At 33.1% G+C, this 16,441-nt stretch carries 10 protein-coding genes; 1 reads left to right on the top strand and 9 read right to left on the bottom strand.

Going from position 1 to position 16,441, the window contains the following annotated elements:
• Positions 1–59 precede the first annotated feature (59 nt).
• From asnS to glgB, 6 genes are all read right to left on the bottom strand, one after another.
• Positions 60–1,361 carry an asparagine--tRNA ligase gene (asnS, locus tag RWR88_RS03005; protein ID WP_314450670.1) on the bottom strand — a complete coding sequence of 434 codons (1,302 nt, stop codon included), beginning with the start codon at positions 1,359–1,361 and terminating at the stop codon, positions 60–62.
• A gap of 29 nt (positions 1,362–1,390) precedes the next feature.
• The gene (locus tag RWR88_RS03000; RefSeq protein ID WP_314450607.1) at positions 1,391–2,578 is read right to left on the bottom strand and encodes a pyridoxal phosphate-dependent aminotransferase; all 1,188 of its coding nucleotides are present in this window, start codon (positions 2,576–2,578) and stop codon (positions 1,391–1,393) included.
• 12 nt (positions 2,579–2,590) lie between these two features.
• Positions 2,591–3,052 carry a DUF5590 domain-containing protein gene (locus tag RWR88_RS02995; RefSeq protein WP_314450606.1) on the bottom strand — a complete coding sequence of 154 codons (462 nt, stop codon included), beginning with the start codon at positions 3,050–3,052 and terminating at the stop codon, positions 2,591–2,593.
• Between the two features lie 153 nt (positions 3,053–3,205).
• Positions 3,206–4,318, bottom strand: coding sequence for a glucose-1-phosphate adenylyltransferase subunit GlgD (gene glgD / locus RWR88_RS02990; protein WP_314349735.1), 1,113 nt, complete (start codon positions 4,316–4,318; stop codon positions 3,206–3,208).
• A 1-nt stretch (position 4,319) separates the two neighbouring features.
• Positions 4,320–5,492 (bottom strand): glucose-1-phosphate adenylyltransferase, encoded by a 1,173-nt coding sequence (locus RWR88_RS02985; RefSeq protein ID WP_314349734.1) that lies wholly within the window; start codon positions 5,490–5,492, stop codon positions 4,320–4,322.
• Positions 5,493–5,511: 19 nt separating this feature from the next.
• Positions 5,512–7,368, bottom strand: a complete 1,857-nt coding sequence (gene glgB, locus RWR88_RS02980; protein WP_314450605.1) for a 1,4-alpha-glucan branching protein GlgB — start codon at positions 7,366–7,368, stop codon at positions 5,512–5,514.
• Positions 7,369–7,653: 285 nt separating this feature from the next.
• Here glgB and RWR88_RS02975 point away from each other — a divergent pair, with 285 nt between their 5' ends.
• A complete protein-coding gene (locus RWR88_RS02975; protein WP_314450603.1) occupies positions 7,654–9,504 on the top strand; it encodes a glycoside hydrolase family 13 protein in 1,851 nt (616 codons plus the stop codon).
• A 68-nt stretch (positions 9,505–9,572) separates the two neighbouring features.
• On the opposite strand, the gene RWR88_RS02970 is transcribed toward RWR88_RS02975, so the two are convergent.
• From RWR88_RS02970 to RWR88_RS02960, 3 genes are all read right to left on the bottom strand, one after another.
• Positions 9,573–10,265: a DUF554 domain-containing protein gene (locus RWR88_RS02970; protein ID WP_314450601.1), complete on the bottom strand. Its 693-nt coding sequence runs from the start codon at positions 10,263–10,265 to the stop codon at positions 9,573–9,575.
• Positions 10,266–10,372: 107 nt separating this feature from the next.
• Positions 10,373–12,661 carry a C69 family dipeptidase gene (locus RWR88_RS02965; RefSeq protein ID WP_314450600.1) on the bottom strand — a complete coding sequence of 763 codons (2,289 nt, stop codon included), beginning with the start codon at positions 12,659–12,661 and terminating at the stop codon, positions 10,373–10,375.
• A gap of 275 nt (positions 12,662–12,936) precedes the next feature.
• The gene (locus tag RWR88_RS02960; RefSeq protein WP_314450599.1) at positions 12,937–16,092 is read right to left on the bottom strand and encodes a pneumococcal-type histidine triad protein; all 3,156 of its coding nucleotides are present in this window, start codon (positions 16,090–16,092) and stop codon (positions 12,937–12,939) included.
• Positions 16,093–16,441 lie beyond the last annotated feature (349 nt).

Raw genomic sequence — 16,441 nt, 5'->3', positions numbered from 1 at the left:
TTTTCTGACATAAAAACCGATTTCTAGAAACTCTAAAAATCGGTTTGAAATTGTCTGTTTTATGGGAAAATACGGTTTAATAAACGTGGGAATGGAATTGCTTCACGAATATGTTTCGTTCCTGCAACGAATGTTACCATTCTTTCCAAACCTAGTCCGAATCCTGCGTGAGGAACTGAACCATATTTTCTTAAATCTAAGTAGAATGCATAATCATCTGGATTTAAGCCATTCTCTTTAATTTTTTCATATAATTTATCATAGTCCACTTCACGCTCAGAACCACCGATAATTTCTCCATATCCTTCTGGCGCTAATAAGTCCGCACATAATACACGACTTTCATTACCAGGTACTGGTTTCATGTAGAATGCTTTAATATCCGCTGGATAGTTAATAACGAATGTTGGAACTCCAAAATGGTTTGAAATCCAAGTTTCGTGTGGAGAACCAAAGTCATCTCCATGTTCTAAATGTTCATAATCTGTATCTTCATCTGCTTCATGAGCTTGTAATAAATCAATCGCTTCATCATAAGAAATACGTTTAAATGGTTCGCTTACATATTTCTTCAATAATTCAACATCTCTTTCTAATGTTTCAAGAGCATGAGGAGCACGGTCTAAAACTCCTTGAATTAATGCTTTTACATAAGCTTCTTGTAAATCTAATGATTCGTCATGAGTCACAAATGGATATTCAGCATCCATCATCCAGAATTCTGTTAAGTGACGACGAGTTTTTGATTTTTCAGCACGGAATACTGGTCCAAAGTCGAATACTGGACCGAATGCCATTGCTCCAGCTTCTAAGTATAATTGACCTGATTGAGATAAGAAAGCTGGATCTCCAAAATAATCTGTTTCAAATAATTCAGTTGTATTTTCTGCTGCATTTCCAGATAAAATTGGACTATCGAATTTAATAAATCCATTTTGATCAAAGAATTCATATGAAGCATATATAATAGCATTACGAATTTGCATAATCGCATGTTGTTTACTTGAACGTAACCATAAATGACGGTGGTCCATTAAGAAGTCCGTACCGTGCTCTTTTGGAGTAATTGGATATTCATGACTTTCCCCAATCACTTCTAATCCTGTTACTAATAATTCATACCCTAATCTTGAACGAGTATCTTCTTGTACAATACCTGTTACATAAACAGCTGTTTCTTGTGTTAATGATTTAGCAATTTCAAACACTTCTTCTGGAACATCGCTTTTTACAACAATTCCTTGAAAATAAGTTGCTCCATCACGCAATTGTAAGAAAGCAATTTTCCCACTTGAACGTTTATTAGCTACCCAAGCTCCAATAAGGACTGTTTGTCCCACATAATCTTTTGCTTGGTTCATTCTGATTTTTTTCAAAATAATCCCTCTTTCTACAAATAATTTCTAACAAATTGATTCATTCTTTGAGCGGCATTTTTTAGTTCATCTTCACTACTTGCACAACTTAATCGCAAGTAACCAGTACAACCGAAGTTTTCACCTGATACAGTCGCCACTCCAACTTCCTCTAATAATTTTAATGCAAATGCATCTGAAGTTTCAACTCCAACTATTTTCATCGCTTCTTGAATATTAACAAATAGATAAAAGGCTCCACCTGGTTTCACGCATGACATACCAGGAATTTCCTGAATAAGTGCATGAAATAATTCAATTCTCTTTTGGAATTGAAGGCGCATCGCTTCTTTATCTTCTTGTAAATCTTCTTGAAAAGCACGAATTGCAGCATATTGAACGACTGCAGCTGGATTACTCGTTGTATGACTAGTTAAATCATTCAATGCACGAATCACTTCCAATGGACCAAAGGCATATCCTAATCTCCAACCCGTCATTGCAACAGACTTTGATAATCCATTAATGACTAATGTATTATTTTGAATTTCTTCAGATAGACTTGCTACACTAATACTTGGCACATCATGAACTAATTCATAATAAATCTCATCAGCAATAACAAATACTTGATGGTTTAATGCCCATTGACTAATTTCATATAATTCTTCTTTTGAATACGTTAATCCTGTTGGATTAGAAGGAGAATTTAAAATTAATACCTTTGTTTTATCTGTTAAAGCTTTTTCTAACAAATCAACCGTTAATTTAAAAGCATTCTCTTCACTCGTTTCCACAAATACCGGAATACCTTGAGCTAATGTAATTTGCTCTGCATAACTTACCCAATACGGAACTGGAACTAAAACTTCATCTCCTGGGTCAATTAATGTTTGAAAGGCAGAATATAACGCAAATTTTGCTCCAGCAAAAACAGCTACTTGTTGTTTAGCAACTTTCACACCATCTTTTCTTAAATGAAAATCACAAATGGCTTGTCTTAAATCATCTAAGCCTAAAGTAGGCGTATAATGATCGGTTTCATGTTTCAATAATGATTCAATTGCCGCTCTTGTAATTTTTTCAGGTGTATTGAAATCTGGCTCACCAATTGATAAGCTAATAATATCTTTTCCTGATGCTTTTAACTCTCTTGCTTTTTGTGTCATTGCTAAAGTACCCGAAGGAAGTATTTTAGCGACACGTTTCGAGATTTTTACCATAATAACCCACCTTTAAATATTTTCAATATCTTTAATCCATTGTCCATTCTTGGCGGAAATATAATAATATCCAATTCGTTGATTTTTTGTCCGATAATTGACTTCCCATACTGGTTCATCTTTTATCATTCCCAATCTTGCTTCTAAAATCTCATCTGTATTTTTCGCTTGTTTTGTGATTGAGCGTGCTTCTTGTTCATTAATAACAGCATCCTGTTGTAATACGGTTACTTCTTTCTTATCCGGAGAAACAATGGCATACATTTGTTGCCCTTCTGTTGTAATTCCAGCTAATGAATAATAAGTTTCTTCCGTATTAAACCAATAAAAATCTGTAATCTTGGTGAATTGAACTTTTTGTGCAGCAATTTCTACCGCTAAATCTTTAGCCTTTAATTTTTCCGATTGGCTAAGATAAAAAATTCGAGCAGCGCCAAAAAAAATCACTAAAAACGTGCAGACGAAAAGAAACATCGTACGTCTTCTCATGGATGCACAACCTTTTCTAATTTTTAAATTCAGATATTTTCATTATACGATAAGCCAGTAAAAAGCACCAGTATTTTATAAAACGCTTATCATAAGAATTTAAAAAGATAGCTCCCAAACTGGAAGCTATCCTAAAGATTATACACATTTATTTTTTTCTACAATGACTTGGCATTCACTTGTTCCTGATAATTCCTTATTCTCTGGCACTTCTATACTTTTATCCGTAATCACATAATTTAATTTCGCACCTTTTTTAATAATAGAATTTGCCATAATAATACTATTTTTCACTTCCGCTCCTTCTTCTATAATAACATCACGGAAAATAATACTATTTTCAACTGTACCATTAATACAAGAACCATCTCCTAATAAGGAACTTTTGACTTCCGAATGATCCCCATATCGTGTAGGAACACTATCTTGTACTCTCGTTAGTATATCAATTCCACTATCAAAGACAGCTGTCAGTGTTTCAGGTTTTAATAAATCTTGGTTAAAGTCAAAATAATCTTTTACACTATTAATAATTTTTGAATATCCTTTAATTTCATATGCATTAACATTTAAAGTATCCAAATTTTTAGAAATATAGTCTCGTAAAATATCTTCCCATCCAAGCGTCATTCCTTTTTTAATAATGGCATTTAATAATTCCTTTGTCATAATATAAATTTTTACTTGAGTGGCACATTTTTCTCTACCACCATTAAAGTGGTATAAGGTTTCATATACTTTATGATCCTTATCAAAAATGATTTGAGATTCTCCAATTTCAGGTTTACGATAGTGATAAGCAACGGTAATATCTGCCCCTGTATCAACGTGATATTGAAACATTTCTTTAAAATCAATCGTTCCAATAATATTTGTATCTGCTAAAATACAATATTCTTCTTTTAAATCCTCTGTATAAACCATTGTATTTACTAAAGCTTCAATTTTGTTTTGTGGAATACGAGGTGATAAATAATTAGATAATGGTGTAATTAAAGTTAAGCCACTATTTTTTCTATTTAAATCCCAATCTTTTCCCCATCCTACGTGATCTCTTAAGGATTTATAATTATGATTTGTTAAAATTCCAATATTATCTATTCCTGCTTTTACCAAGGACGATAACATAAAGTCTACTAAACGATATCTGGAACCAACTGGTAGAGAAGCTAAAGTTCTTGAACGAACTAATCCGTGTAAATCATCTTGTCTATAATTATCCGCAAATAAAATTGCAAAAGCTTTAATCATTTTAGCATCCTCCCGCTTTCTTTGGTTCAGTAACGACTTCATTACGCCCAATTACCGTAATCATATCTTTTCCTAACTCTATTTTCTCATGTCCAATGGACACGCCTGCTTTAACAACTGCTCCTTCCGCTACAATGGAATGATAGACTTTAGCCCCTTTTTCAATAGTTGCATTTTGCATAATAATGCTGTCTTTTACAACAGCTTCTTCAGCAATGACTACTCCTGAAGAGATAATTGAATCTTTTACTTGTCCAAATACTAAAGTACCATCAGAAATCATAGAAGATTGAACATCAGCATGTTCCCCTAAAAATTGTGGTAAACGACCTTCATGGCGATAATAAATTCTCCATGTAGTATCATCAATATCAAATGCTTCACGAGCTTTAATTAAATCCATATTTGCTTCCCACAAACTTTCAATGGTACCTACATCTTTCCAATATCCTTCAAATGGAAATGCAAAAATCTTTTTATCTTCTTCTAATAATTTAGGAATAATATTTTTACCAAAATCTTTTTCACTTTCTGGATCAGCTTCATCACGGATTAAATATTCACGTAAAACTCTCCAATTGAAAATATAAATCCCCATTGATGCTTTTGTTGAAATTGGATTTTCTGGTTTTTCTAAAAATTCTATAATTCTTAAATCTTCATCTGTATTTAAAATACCAAAACGATGAGCTTCTTCCATAGGAACATTAATATGAGCAATTGTTAAATCTGCTTCTTTCTCCTTATGAAAATCAAGCATCTTATTATAATTCATTTTATAAATATGATCTCCCGATAAAATTAAGACATATTCAGGTTCATATTGCTCAATATATTTAATATTTTGATAAATTGCATGTGCCGTTCCTTTATACCATTCCCCAGTTTTACCTGCTGTATAAGGTGGTAATATAGACAAACCTCCATCCATTCTATCTAAGTCCCAAGGTTGACCATTCCCCATATATGAATTTAACTCTAAAGGTTTAAATTGTGTTAATACACCGACTGTTGAAATTCCAGAATTTGCACAATTCGATAGAGGAAAATCAATAATTCGATACTTCCCACCATAAGGTACAGCTGGTTTAGCCATATCTTGCGTTAAGACTTGTAAACGAGTCCCTTGGCCCCCTGCTAGCAACATTGCAACCATTTCTTTTTTTCTTGCCATATGTACATCCCCCACATTATTAATTTATTCGTTCAAAATATATTGTTGAAAAAGCCGGAATATCAATCTGAAGTGTATACGGAAATTCCCCACATTGTTGCTCAATTGTTTTTAACTGTGTATGTTGAATTCCTTGTCCACCAAATTTCTCATCATCCGAGTTTAAACCAACTTTATAACTACGTTCACTATTAAACCCAATCCAATATTGATTCCAATTTTCACCAGAAAAATTAGAAACTACTAGAACCTCCTGTCCATTTATTGCTTTTCTAGAAAATGCAAACACATTATGAGAAGCATCATTTACGACATGCCATTCAAAACCATCCCAACCTCCATCTTGTTGCCACAATGCTGGAGTTTTTTGATAATACTCATTTAAATTTCTCACATAATCATGTGTTTGTTTATGGAGAGGATAATCTAGTAAAAACCAATCTAGCTCTCGTTTTTCATCCCATTCAATAAATTGAGGGATTTCTGTCCCCATAAACGTTAATTTTTTCCCAGGATGTGCAAACATATACCCTAAAAATGTTTTAAAATTCGAAAACTTTTCATCATAAGATACAGGATTTTTATCCAATAATGATTTCTTTCCATGAACAACTTCATCATGAGAAATCGGTAAAATAAAGTTTTCTACAAATGCATAGCACATTGAAAATGTTAATTTATTATGAGACCATTGACGATAAATTGGATATTCTTCGATATAATCTAAACTGTCATTCATCCATCCCATATTCCATTTAAAATGGAAACCGAGTCCACCATCTTCTACAGGCGCAGAAATTTTAGGATAAGCTGTTGCTTCTTCGGCAATCATCATAACACCTGGATAATTTTCCCTAACAAATTGATTTAGAGTTTTAAAGAAATCCAACACTTCTAGGTTCTCATTTCCACCATAAATATTTTTAGCAGCTAAATGCTCTGGACGATCATAATTTAAAAATAACATTGAACTAACAGCATCTACTCGTAAGCCATCTAGATGGAATTCTTTAATCCAATAATTAGCACTTGAGAATAAGAAAGAACAAACTTCACCACGTCCATAATCAAACACTCGTGTTCCCCACGATTTATGTTCCTTCTTTCGTTCATCCGAGTATTCATAACAACATTGTCCATCAAATTCATACAATCCAAATTCATCTTTTGTAAAATGACCCGGTACCCAATCTAAAATGACACCAATGCCATTTTGATGAGCTTTATCGATTAAATATTTAAAATCATCCGGAGTTCCATAACGAGATGTCACTGCAAAATAACCAGTCACTTGATACCCCCATGAAGGATCATATGGATACTCTGTTATTGGAAGAAGCTCGATATGCGTGTAATGCATCTCTTTTACATAAGGAATTAACATATCTGCAATTTGTCTATAACTACAAAATCCTCCATTTTCACTATGCTTCCATGAACCTAAATGAACTTCGTAAATATTAAGCGGTTGTTGATAAGGAATCGTTCTATTTTTAACCCAACTCTCGTCGTTCCAACTATACTTTTGATTTTCATATACTTTAGAAGCTGTTTCTGGACGAGTTTGTGCATGTCTTGCATAAGGATCTGACTTCCATAACATTCTTCCATCTGAAGTCTTAATGACATACTTATAGGCATCATAGGATTGAACATTTGGTACAATCCCTTCAAAAATCCCTTCATTAGTTATTCTTGTTAACTCATATGCTATTGGATTCCACCCACAAAAATCTCCCGAAACAAATACTTGTTGTGCATGTGGGGCCCAAACTCTAAACGTACATTGATTTTCTTCAAGGAATGAACCTAAAAATTCATAGGCATGAAAATTCTTTCCTTCATGAAATAAATATTTGTCCAAAGTATGTTCCATACGCATACCTCCCTTCTTAAAATCAATACGTTTTACTTTTTACGATAAGCGTTTTCATTATTTTATCCAACAAAAAGCTTTTAATCGTATTTTTTTCGTTTACTTATGGCTTAATTATAGCATATCCTTGTTTATTTTCGTATATTTTTTTCAATTTTTCTCAAAAAAAATAAAGCGTTTTATTATTCTCTTCTATTAAAACATTTCTTTCACAAACAGTTTCTTTTTTTCGGATTTTATACTACAATTAAATTAATAAAACAATTTTAGAAAGGATGCTATAGCATGCTTAAATTTAATCCTCTTCAAGATAAACATCCTAAAGGTGCAGTCTCTTCTTCTCAAGATATTCTTTTTGAAGTATGGGTTCACCAAGATTTTTATTTTAAACAAATTTCTTTAATTTTATTAAATGATTTTACTCATGAAAAAACAAGTTACGCATTAAAACCTACAGATATTCTAAGAGAGCAATCTCGTAAATATAACGTTACAATTCCACCATTAGAAACTGGATTATATTTTTATGATTTTGAAATTACTTTTGATGACTCTATTGGATATTTGAAAAAACATGAATTTAATGCTGTCTTTACGATGGAAGAACAATCTTATGCTTCTTGGCAATTAACTGTATACGATGCAGATTTCCAAACTCCAGAGTGGATGAAAGGAAGTATCATGTATCAAATTTTCCCTGATCGCTTTAAAAAGAGTCCACAATATACAGCAACTCTCGCAGCTAATGAAGAAATTAGAGTAAGACATGATGATTGGAATGATATCCCTTATTCTTCAATTACTCATGAAAATTATCGAGCTCAAGATTTCTTTATGGGAAATTTAAAAGGAATTCAAGAAGAATTACCTTACTTCCAACAATTAAGAATTGATAGCATTTACTTAAATCCGGTTGTAGAAAGTCCTGAAAATCATCGTTACTCTACTTCTGATTACTTTAATGTAGATCCTTATTTGGGAACTGTACAAGACTTTAAAGATTTATGTACAGAATTTAAAGAAAACGATATTCGTATTACATTAGATGGTGTATTTAGCCATACGGGTGCAGATAGTATTTATTTCAACCGTTATGGGCATTATGACAGTATTGGAGCATTTCAATCTCAAGATTCGCCTTACTATCCATGGTTTACTTTTAATGAGTTTCCAAATGTGTATCAATCATGGTGGGGGTTCACGAATTTACCAACAGTTATAAAAGAAAATAAAGAATATCAAGAATTTATGTTTGATGCTAAAAATGGTGTCATCCCTTATTGGCAACGATTAGGAATTAGTGGATGGAGAATTGATGTAGCAGATGAATTCCCTGATTGTTTTATCGATCAATTAAGAAAATCTGCAAAACAAGAAGATCCAGATTGCTTCTTATTAGGAGAAGTATGGGAAGATGCTACGACAAAATTCTCATACAATACAAGAAGAAGATATTTCCTAGGAAAACAATTTGATAGTGTCATGAATTATCCATGGAGAGATGCGATTATTCAGTATGTAAAACATAAGGATGCTCGTAAATTTTCTCTAGCTTTATTAGAATTACTAGAAAACTATCCAAAACCAGCATTAGATGTTTTAATGAACCTATTATCTAGTCATGATACAGAAAGAATTTTAACCGTATTAGCATTTGAAAATCCTGAGGAATTTCCTGTTGAAAAACGTCCAGATTATAAACTGACTGCTAGCAAATATCAATTAGCAAAAGACAGATTCTATATTGCATCATTTATCCAATTTACTCTTCCAGGCGTTCCATGTATTTACTATGGAGATGAAATTGGTATGTATGGTTTTAGAGACCCTTATAATCGTCAAACTTTCAACCTTAAAAATAAAGATGATGAAGTTTTAGCTTTCTATCAAGAATTAACAAACTTTAGACATAAATATCAAGAAGATTTTAAAGCAGAATGTGACATCGTTAAAGTAACAAATGGATGTATCGCTTATAAACGTGGTAATTTACTATGTATTATCAACTTAGATAATTCTGCTCATTTTATTGAAAACTATTCAGGAGATATCCGTTACCAAAAAGGAGAATTTTACCCTACTCCTTACGGAGTTGTAGTAGGACCAAATAGTTTTGGAGCCATTCAATTAGCTTAAATATTTCATATTACAAAAGAGAGTGAATAGAAATACATTTTGTATCCTATTCACTCTCTTATTTTTATTTATCCACGAATGAGACTAAATAATGGAATTAGCAAAATGGGTAAAAACATTGCAGGTAAAAAATTCATGACTTTTATTTTTGTTAATTCTAATAAATTTAATCCTAATGCTACGAGTAATAAAGAACCCACTGCAGACATCGCATAGACAATGGATTCACTTAAATACGGTGCTACAAATTGAGCGAGAACCATCATCCCACCTTCATACAAAAGAATGGCCAATGCAGATAACATTACACCTGCTCCTTTTGTTGTCGCCAAAATAATGGATGCAATTCCGTCAATAATCGCTTTTGTAATCAAAATTTGATGATTATCTCGAAGTCCTGCTTCAAGAGAACCCATTACTGCCATTGCTCCAACACAAAAGATCAATACAGCTGACACAAAACCTTCTGCCAATTGATTTTTGGAACCTTCTTTTGATAGTTTATCTTGAACCCACTCTGCAAATTTTCGAATATTCTCTTCTAATTGCATCATTTCTCCAAGATATCCTCCTAATGAAATCGAAACAATTAACAAAATCATATCTTGATCTACTAAAGCACCTTTTAATCCAATGATAAACGTGATTAATGCAAGACCTTGCATAATATGAGAAGACATCTTTTCAGACATTCCTCGTTTTAATTGCAGTCCAATGATTGTACCTATCACAATCGCAATAACATTTATGATTACACCCATTTAATTCTAGCTCCTTTTAGCAATACTGCTACAAGTATACTGCTATTAAATTAGAAAATCCATTAGAATTTAGCAATTCTAATGGATTCCTTATTTACTTTAAAGAATTAAACCCATTCTCCATTTTCGTTTACATAGTATCCATCAGGAGTTTTCGTATTGACTAATAATTCACCTGATGCATCAACATAGTACCATTTTCCATTGACTTCAAACCATTGGTTTTCTTTCATTGCCCCACTTTCTTCTAAGTAGAACCATTTTCCATTTAAGAATACCCAATCACTTTCCATCTTACCTGAGCCATTATAGTAATACCATTTATTACCAATTTTTTCCCAAGTATTTCTTAAATATTTTCCTTCAGAATTTACATAGTACCAAGCATTAGATTTTTGATCGTGAATCCATTCTGACTTCGCCATGTATCCGCCAGATTTTACATAGTAATCTCCAACCCATTTATTTTCAACATATTCTCCATTAGAATCAATAAAGAACCAACTTTGATAAGTCACATCATAAACCCATTGATTACTTACCTTTTGTCCTTCTTCATTAATATAATGTTTGCCATCAAAACCTTTCTTTTGAACAGATGTTGTTTGAGTCGTATTAGAAGATGTTGAAGATTGATTATTTGAAGCAACATAAGTATTTGTCGTTGGTGCAACTGTTGTTGTTTCAGCAGGTTCAGCTGGTTGAGTTGCAGCAGGTTGTAGACGATCTAATACTTCTTTTAATGGTGTTACATCGATAAATGGACTTGCTAGTGGTGTTTTTGTTTCAACAGCTTTTTCCATCTTAGCTTCTACATCTTTCATTAATTGGAAGACAGATTTTGCAACTGCAATTGATTTAGCAGTATATTCATCAGCATGTTCTTTTACATAATCATCAGATTTACCTGTATATTCATCAATTAATTGATTTTGATAATCTATTAATAATGCTTCCATTTTTTCCCAATTTGAACGAATAGTCTTTCCAAATAATTCTGGATGATCCATCACCATTGTATCAATATTAGTAGCTACCCAATACCAAGAATTAGCATCATATTTATTTCCTCTTACTTTATAAGCTTCAAATGTATCTTTAATACTACCAAAATAAGGAACATATGGTGTATTACGAGAGCGACCTAAACTTAACCACATTACTCCACCTAATGATTGTGGTAATTTGTTATGAATTTGATATACGTGCGGATCAATCACATTTTCATTTCCTGGAGCATAAGCATATTTACCATAGTTTGGATCTGATGGGTCTGCTAGTTTTCGTTTATAATCTTTCTTAGTATCATAACCTGGAACTTGGTCATCAGGTACTAATTCTCCGTTTAATGTTTCAAAACGGTTTCTTTGAACATTTAATCCATCAATTACAGTAAAATCTCTTCTTGGGCTATCTTGTAAAAATTCATAACGTCTATCTTGATATGTCACATTAGAAGATGGGTTTAACAACTTAATTCCTGCATATACACGTGAACGGTCACCATTTTCTAAAGGTGGCGCATAAGTAGCAGCTAAATCAATTTCACCTTTACTTTCATCTCCTACAAATACTCCTGCTTTTTTAGCTGTTTCAATAATCCCTTTTGAAGCAATAATATTTTCTTTATCATTAATATTTACTTTACCTAGGAAATAAGTGTTTGGGAATACAGAATATTTATCGTCCGGATATTTAAACGCTACATACTCATGACCTGAATAAATTTCCATATACCATAATTCGTTTTTATCGGCAAAAACAATAATATTTCCTTCTGCAGATCCTTTTTCATCAATTTCTTTTGCTAATAATTGAGCTGCTTCTTTAGCTGTTTTTACACGTGGTAAAATTAAATCTGTTACAATCGCTTCAGTAACTCCAGTTTCAACTAATGGATCAATTGCTGGATATTCAACTTCATTTTCTGGTCCTTCCAACACTCGTCCATCTGCTGCTACTTTTGGAGCTTTACCCCCCACCACTTCATTACGTGGTGTAGCAGTTACTGTTGCAGTCATTGAAACCCCATGTTCATTAAACCCATGTTCTGAAAAAATACCTTCTTTTGTATCTCTTGAATCATCAGCTACTACTGTATATTTATATTCATGTTTTAAATGAGGATAAACAGTTCCAGTAGATGCATCTAATAAAACATCTCCTTCTTTATAATCCTTAGCAGGATTTACAAAGAAATTTTTATTATGAGTATGTTGTTGAGTTCCATCTTCATGTGGATATGGATAATCTTCCGTACGTCCATACAAGAACGAACCATCTTTTGTTAGTCCTTTACCAATAATAAATGCAGAACAAGCTTCAACAGCTTGTTGAGATAACACAAGTCCAATAAGGACTGTAGATAATAATGTCTTACTAACTTTTTTATTCATAGCTATCCCCTCTTTACGCAAAAGTTTTTTTGATTAAATCATTATTTAACCAATTTAAGAATACGCTTTCTTTGTTATAAAAACAATGCTTTTCATGAATTTATAAGAATTATTATCAACTTTTTACTTCTAAAAATTTACATAGTTTTTTCAAAATATAAAAAATATTAATAAAGTTTATAAAAAAAGAACCGAATTCGGTACAATTCGGTTCTTTTTCGATTGCCACTATATGTATGTTCTACAAGTAGTTTGGCTATCAGTTTATCGACAAATTAAGCGTGTGGTTGTTCACTAGCTGACGTTGCAGGTTGTGGTGTAGCTGTTGTATTAGTAGGTGCTACTGTTTCCTCTGCTTTATCAGTAACCACTGGTTTTTCAACTTCCACTGGAGCACTTGCTTCATTAGCAGTTGATTCTTCTGCTTTTGGAGTTGTACTATTTTCAGTTGTAGCTGTAGTTTTTGATTTTGGTGTTGCTAAATCTTTCTTCACTTCTTCAGATAGTTCTTCAGTGAAATCTGAAGTTGGGATTGAATTATCTTTATCTTCTTGATCCAACGCAATTTCAGCCATTTCTTTCATCTCAGCTAATTTACTCATCGATTCTTCATCATCTGGTTTTGCAATTGCCTTGTATTTTTCACCAACTCGTGTATCCACTTTTTCAGCTGGATTTTCATGAGCTTTTTTGATTTCTTTTGTGGCAAAATACGATGGACTAATAATCGCTTCAGTTGTTCCTGTTTCACCAGGAATGAATTTTGCTTTCGATAATTTTGCAATTAAATCAGAAACTTTTTCTCTTAACTCAAACGGTAATGGTTTATCTTGAACATGTTGTGTTAAGAAGTATAAATACTTCATACCTTCAACTCCAAGACGCTTATTCGCATCTTGTAATGCTTGTACATAATCTCTTACAGATTCTAAAGCTTTCATATCTTTCGCTTCGATAGCTTTATTCGCTGCAGCTCTTAATTCATCTTTTGTGACATTATAATCCGTTAAATCTAAATCGTTAATCGTACGAATAATACTTTCGTGTAATGCGTTTAGAGCCTTCTCTTCTTTAGAAAGTTCTGGCGTTGTAACTGTTGATGCTTTTTCAATATATTTTTCATCAAATTGTTTTAATAACTCTAAATATCCTTGAGTTGAATTTCCTTTTTCATCTAAACGTTCTTTGATTTCACGTAAACTTGTAAGGATACGGCTTAATTCAACAGGTTGAGTTTTATATTTTTCAACTGCTTTATTTGCTAATGTTTCAATTTGACTTTCAACTGCTTTTGTATCTAAATCTCCAGCAATATAAGTTGGCGTAATTTCTTTCAATTTATTCGCAACATATTTTTTAGCACCTTCAATATTTTGAATTTTTAGAGAGTGACTATGATCTCCATGTGGTACTTCAAACTTATCGCCTAAAATACGAATGTCTTTTACAGAAATTCCCATACGTTTTGCTAAAGAAGCAATTTCTTGTGCGAATCTTAATTCAGGATCAATCGATTCATCTGAACTTGGTACTTCAAAATTACGTAATGGAATCGCCCAAGGATGAATATGTGTTTTATCTTGACCTTGTTCCATATTTTGGAAAGCAAATACTTTTCCTACATATTTTCCATCTTTATATGCTGATTCTAATTTAATTGAATCTCTTTCAACACCATATGCATAAGCAATGTAGTCCAAATATTTTTGAACTTCTGGAGATTTTTCATTTAAATCTTTTTCATTTAGAATTGTAGAAACATGGTTATCTGAAGTTACTTCACCTTCATGGTCGTGATGTTCACCTTCATGGTCATGTTTGTCGCCTTCGTGATCGTGGTGCTCACCTTCATGCTCATGTTTGTCGACTTCATGTTCATGATGCTCACCTTCGTGGTCATGTTTTTCGCCTTCATGCTCATGGTGGTGATTATCTAAAATTGGTTTTCCATTTTTATCTTTATAAACAAAATGGAAATGATTGCCATGACGAACTACATATCCAGATTCAGTTTCACTTACAATATCTTCTTTTCTAAAGACAAAGCCATCATGGTCATGATCGTGATGTTCACCTTCGTGGTCATCTTTGTCGTGGTGTTCACCTTCATGGTGATGTTTGTCACCTTCGTGGTCGTGGTGTTCACCTTCATGTTCATGTTTGTCGCCTTCGTGATCGTGGTGCTCACCTTCATGGTCATGTTTGTCACCTTCGTGATCGTGGTGCTCACCTTCATTTTCATGTTTGTCGCCTTCGTGGTCGTGGTGCTCACCTTCATGTTCATGTTTGTCACCTTCGTGGTCGTGGTTCTCTAAAATTGGATTTCCTTGTTTATCTTTATAAATAAAGTGGAAATGGTCTCCATGGCGTACTACATAACCTTCTGCTGTTTCACTAACAATATCTTTTTTATCAAATACATACCCATCATGGTCATGGTGTTCACCTTCGTGATGATGTTTGTCACCTTCATGGTCGTGGTGCTCACCTTCATGGTCATGTTTGTTACCTTCGTGATCGTGGTGCTCACCTTCATGGTCATGTTTGTCACCTTCGTGGTCGTGGTGCTCTCCTTCATGCTCATGTTTGTCGCCTTCGTGATGATGTTCATTACTTACAATAGGTTTCCCATCTTTATCTTTATAAATAAAGTGGAAATGGTCTCCATGGCGCACTACATAACCTTCTGCTGTTTCACTAACAATATCTTTTTTATCAAATACATAGCCATCATGGTCATGATCATGGTGTTCACCTTCGTGGTCGTGATGTTCGCCATCGTGTTCATGGTGCTCACCTTCGTGTTCATGGTGTTCTGTAGTTACTACTGGATTTCCTTGTTTATCTTTAAATATAAAATGGAAATGGTCCCCGTGTCTTACGACATATCCTGTTTCTGTCTCACTAACAACATCTTTTTTATCAAATACATACCCATCTTCTTCATGATGTTCATTCGCTACTGAATTTGTAGCCAATGTTGTAGCAATCGTTTGTTGCGCATTATTTTTATAAATAAAGTGGAAGTGATCCCCGTGGCGAACAACATATCCCATTTCATTTTCTTCTACAATATCATTTGGATTAAAGACATATCCATCATCTGCAGAACTAATTGCAGTTGCAGAAGTTTTTTGTTCATAAATAGCATCTGCTGGAGGAGCTCCATATACAAAATGGTAGTGATCTCCATGTTTTTTTAAGTATCCATTTTCGAATACTTCTCCCACAATTGTTTTTGGCTTATTATTTTTAATTTCTTCTGCAAGTTTTTCAAATTTAGTCATTTGAGCATTTGACACAGTTGTTTCTTCAACTTGCTGTTGAGAATTGTTATCTGTTTGTCCTTGAAATAGTCCACAAGCTGCAGCGCTAAGTGCAATAACACTACTTAAGCTTGCCATCCAAAGTTGTTTTCTAGTTGGCTTCATATATATCTCCTTTTTAAATCGTAAATATTACGTTTTATAAAATAACCCTTTTTTCATCTTTTGTCAAGACTTATCTCCTATTTTTTATACAAAAAAGAGACGACTTCAGTCGTCTCCCTTTAGAAATGATTTTTCTCTATAGCATTAGCCATGAGATTCGCTTTGCGAAGCTGCTAGCATCCATTACTATCTCATAAAAGTCCATTTCTTAAATGCACTCTTATTTTTACAACGTTAAAAAGAATGGACTTATCGTAGTAGCATTATTACTAGAAGCCGATATAGCTTCTAGTACAGGAAAACTCCAAGACGGTTTCACCGTCTTACTCATGACAGAAACAAAATTTGG

It is taken from the genome of uncultured Granulicatella sp. (assembly GCF_963528195.1).
Classification (GTDB): Bacteria; Bacillota; Bacilli; order Lactobacillales; family Aerococcaceae; genus Granulicatella.
The sequence above is the reverse complement of the archived record's forward strand: the minus strand, read 5'-3'. Positions and strand labels throughout refer to the sequence as shown.